At 75.9% G+C, this 4616-nt stretch carries 2 protein-coding genes; one reads left to right on the top strand and one right to left on the bottom strand.

The window, feature by feature from the left end:
* Positions 1 to 233 precede the first annotated feature (233 nt).
* Positions 234 to 1682, bottom strand: coding sequence for an MFS transporter (locus tag K6I34_RS32100; protein ID WP_229331510.1), 1449 nt, complete (start codon positions 1680 to 1682; stop codon positions 234 to 236).
* Between the two features lie 735 nt (positions 1683 to 2417).
* Between K6I34_RS32100 and K6I34_RS32095 the strand changes: the two genes are divergently transcribed.
* On the top strand, positions 2418 to 4616 hold a 2199-nt coding region (locus K6I34_RS32095; RefSeq protein WP_229331508.1), incomplete at its 3' end, for an asparagine synthase-related protein.

Genomic DNA, 4616 nt, shown 5'->3' with positions numbered 1-4616 from the left:
CCCCCAGACTCCGTCCGGGAGGTGCCCCCAGCCCTTTGCGGAACGCATGCCCACAACCGGGAAGGTGGCGGAATAGCGCACCCCCTCAGGGGCGCGGGGAACTGCGCGACAAGCCCCCACCGGACCCGCAGTCGCGCGCCCAGCGCAAGACGCACTCCCCGGTGGGCGCAGACGGCAGCCCCGAGACGCACCCCCCGGTGGACGCAAAAAACGCAAGGCGACCCACCAACGGGTCACCCATAGGCGGCCACCAGCAGCGGCCTGGCCCGTTCCCGTAGTTCGACCACGCGCGGCTCGTCCCCGTACGGCTCCAGGCGGTGCAGCAGATCACGGACGTACTCCGTCGTGCGCGCCGAGGAGATGCGGCCGGCGACCTCCACGGCGCGCGTGCCCGCCGCGCACGCCGCGTCCAGGTTGCCGGACTCCAGCTCGGCGACCGCCGACACCACCAGACGCAGGCCGTGCGAGCGGACGAACTCCTCCGTCGGCCGGGACAGCGCCTGCTCCGTGAACCGCTGCACCTGCCGCGGCATCCGCAGATCGCGGTAGCACTCCGCCGCGTCCGCCGCGAACCGCTCCTGGGAGTAGAAGTCCAGCCACGAGGGGTCGGGATCGCCCGTGCGGGCGCGCTCCAGCCACCCCTCGGCCGCCTTCAGGGCGGCACCGCACGCGGGGGCGTCGCCCGCCTTCGCGTGCGCCCGCGCCTCGACCAGCCGGAAGAAACTCATGGTGCGGGCGGTGGCCAGACCACGGTTGCGCTCCAGCGCGGCCTGCGCCAGGTCCACACCCTCGTCGGCGAAGCCGCGGTACGTCGCCTGGAGGCTCATCGAGGCCAGGACGTAGCCGCCCAGCGGCACGTCGGCCGCCGCGCGGGCCAGCCGCAGCGCCTGGATGTAGTACCGCTGCGCGGCCTCCTGCTGGCCGGTGTCGAAGGCCATCCACCCGGCCAGCCGCGTCAGTTCGGCCGTGGCGCCGAACAGGGAGCGGCCCACGTCGTCGCTGTACGAACCGAGCAGCAGGGGCGCCGCGTCGACCCGCAGGCACTCGGGGACCATCGACGAACGCCAGTCGCCCCCGCCGTATTTGGAGTCCCAGCGCCGGGCGTCGTCCGCCGCCTCGCGCAGCTTGACCACGTCGCTGTGGCCGACCCGCTGCACCGGACCGCCCTCGGAGCCGCCGTTCTCGGTCTCCCGCGCCGCCTGGTGGGCCTCACGGGCGACCGAGCCGTCGGCGGGGGTTATCAGCCAACGTGACGCCGGCGTGGCGTACGCGCTCACCGAAAAGGAACCGGCCAGGCTCTGCCAGATGCCGCCGCCCCCGCGGCGACCGGCGACATCCAGCCGGTACAGCTCCGTCGCGGACCGCACCGCCTGGCCGACATCGCGCGGGAACGCGAGGCCCACCTCAGGCGCCGGATCGGCGTCCGCGAGGCCGATCTCGTGCAGCGGCACCGGCCGCCCCAGCTTCCCCGCGATCGCCGCCGCGATCAGATGCGGCGCCGCGCCCTGGGGCACCATGCCCTTCGAGACCCAGCGGGCCACCGAGGTCTTGTCGTAACGAAGTGTCAATCCGCGCTGCGCACCGAGGTCGTTGACCCTGCGCGCGAGACCCGCGTTGCTGATCCCGGCGAGGGCGAGGACGGTGCCGAGCTTCTCGTTCGGCCCGCGTGGCTCCCTGGACATGCGCACCCCTCGGCAAAGCGACGCCCGCCCCGGCATAGGCACGAGGCATTCGTAAACCCAGCGTAGTTCCCCGCATCCCGACCGTTAAGAGGTGTTGTCCCGGATGGCGGGATTCTGGTCCGTGCGCGCGTGCACCGAGGGGCACGTGCTCCGGTTGTGTGTGGCTGTGCGCCCGCCGTGCGCTCTGTCCGAGCCACCCCAACGGCGTTTCCATGGAAGGCGCGTGGGTTGGCCCGCTGCACTGGAACCAGTGGGCTGGGGGAAGCCGCCGCCTCATTCCCCGCGGGCGGCGGAGCGGTCCGGGGGGTGCTCGCACGCCCCCCGGACTGGCACTTGTCCCGGAGCCCGCGGACGCGCCCAGCCTGCCTGTGGCACCTGCCGGTCGAAGCACTGCGCGAATGCGCCCCGCCTTCCCGACGCCCCGGACTTTGGCCGGTTCTCGCCCTTCGGCACGCCAGGACGCGCCGGTCCCGCCACGCCGCGGCATGCCACGCCCGTGCGCAACGGGTTCCTGCGGCCCCATCCGTGACAGCATGGCCCTGCAGTGGGTGCGACGACCCCGCTATCTCGCCGTCCTGGACGGCGAGTTGGGGGCGGAACGGGGGCCGCGGGGCGTGACCGGTGTGCCGCCTCCTTCGTTGTCGCCATCGTCGGGCCGCTGTGCATGATGGCTGCACGTATCGGTTGTCACGTCGGCTGTCACATATCGGTTGTCCACAGCCTGTGGAGGCGGCAATGCGCTGGTTGGTGGGGTGGAGCAGCACCGCCTCCGGGACCGGTTCCCGCGCCGCGCCAGGCTACGGCGACGGCCTGCCCGACCACGCCGACGGGCTCGACGGGCCCACCGTCCACCCCGTCGGCGCCCACCTCCTGTGGGGCGACCCCGCGCCCCTGTGGGCCGTCGGCGACTGGCGGCCCGACGAGGTCCGCGTCGTCCAGGCCGACCCCAACACCCGCCTCGCCGTCCTCGGCCGCTGCGGCGCCACCGACGAGGGCCTGCGCGCCGGGCTCGTCGCGGCCCGCGGCGGCGCCCTGCGCCACCTCACCGCCTGGCCCGGCAGCTACACCGCCGTCGCCCAAGTGGGCCGCCGCACCACCGTCGCCGGGGACCTGGCCGGCGCCAGGCCCGTCTTCCACGCCGCCTGGGCGGGCGGCACCGCCTACGCCACCGCCGCGCTGCCGCTGGCCGACCTCATCGAGGCCCAGCTCGACGTCGGCCACCTCGCCGCGCTGCTCGCCTGCCCCGATTCCCCCGAGGCCCTCCGGGATGGCACGCCCTACCTCGGCGTACGGCGCGTACCGCCCGGCCACGCCCTGGTGCTGCGCGACGGCGCCCGCGAGATCGCCGGCTACGAACCGGCCGCCTCCCTCGCCGTCGGCGCCCCCCGGCTCGCCCCCCAGGAAGCCGTCGAAGCCATAAGGGACGCCCTGGTCGACGCCGTACGGACCCGGCTCGCGGCACCCCGCCACGCGACGGCCGGACCCGTCGCGGGAGCTGCCGCGGGAGCTGCCGGGGGTGGCTGTCTCGACCCCGGACCCGTCCCCGGCATGGGCCCCGCCCAGCCGCGAGTCGCCCGCGGCGGCCCCGAACCCGGCATCGGCGCCGACCTCTCCGGAGGCAGCGCCTCCGCCACCCTCGCCCTGCTCGCCGCGGGCCTCCCGGGCATGCCCGGCGCCCCCTTCGGACACGGCGGGCAGGGCAGGCACGGCGCGGGTGAACGCCTCCTCGCCGTCACCTTCAACGACCTCGCCGTCGACGACACCCACTCCCACGCCCGCGAAGCCGAACTCGAACGCGCCCGCGCCCTCGCCGCCGACCCCCGCGTACGCCACGTCGTCGTCGCGGCGGGCGAGGAGGCCCTCCCGTACGCCGGTCTCGCGAGCGGCCCGCTGACCGACGAACCCGGCCCCTCCCTCGTGAGCGCCGCGCGGCACCGCCGACGGCTCACCGCGGGCGGCGCCGACCACTTCGTCGGGCACGGGGCCCGCCAGGTGCTGGACGCCCACCCCGCCCGCCTGGCCGACCTGCTGCTGGACCGCCGCCGACGCCACCTGCTGCGCCCCGTGTCGGCACTCGCGCGCGCCGACGGACCGGCCGCGCAGTCCCTCTTCGTACCCTTCACGGTCTACCGCGCGGCACGCCGACTCGCCCGTACGTCCTACCGCGAGGGCCTGGAGACGGCCGCCGGGCAGCTGCTCGCGCTCGACTTCCCCGTCGTGGACGAGGCGACGGATGCCACCCGCGTCGCGCCCGCCGGGGCCGTGGACGCCTCGCTCGCCGCCCTCACCTGGTGCAGGCCCGGCCCCGCCGCGCGCTGGCTCACCGGCGAGGCGCTCGCCGAAGTATCGGTTCGGCTCCAGGCCGCCGCGGTCCGCCCGCCCGGCCTCGCCCAGCGGCCCGGCGAACGCCGCGCTGCCGCGGCCCTCGCCCGGCACGCCGCCGACCACCGCGTCCTCGAACAGGCCGCCGAGGTACGCAGCCAGCGGCTGCACGCCCCCTTCCTCGACAACCAGGTCGTACGGGCCTGCCGCGCGCTCCCCGAAGCACTCCGCGTGCAACCGGGGGCGCGGGCGTCCGTGCTGCGCGCCGTCCTCGCGGCGGCGGGCGTCCGCGAGCTGCCTCCGGGCTGGGGCGCCACGTCGCACGCCTCGCATGCGGCCGCGGTACGTGCCGGGCTACGGGCTTCCGTGGGGCCGCTGCTGGAGCTCTTCGACGCGCCGCTGCTGGCCGACGCGGGGTTGGTGGACGGCCGTGTCGTACGGGCCGCGCTGCACGCGGCGGCGGACGGGCGGGCCGTGCCGCTGGACGGTCTGGCGGAACTCGTCTCCACGGAGGTCTGGCTACGACGGCTGCTCGCCCGGCGCGGCACGTGCTGGACGGGGACGGTGCCGCGGCAGCGGGCTGTTGCGGGGGGGATGGGGGCTGGCTCGGCG

Origin of the sequence: Streptomyces sp. UNOC14_S4 (assembly GCF_020740835.1) — a bacterium.
GTDB lineage: Bacteria > Actinomycetota > Actinomycetes > Streptomycetales > Streptomycetaceae > Streptomyces.
This window is presented reverse-complemented; position numbering and strand designations above follow the sequence as displayed.

Bases quoted from the DNA above. Each gene is read 5' to 3' on its own strand.
- K6I34_RS32100 (WP_229331510.1), bottom strand. From the start codon at position 1,682: ATGTCCAGGGAGCCACGCGGGCCGAACGAGAAGCTCGGCACCGTCCTC.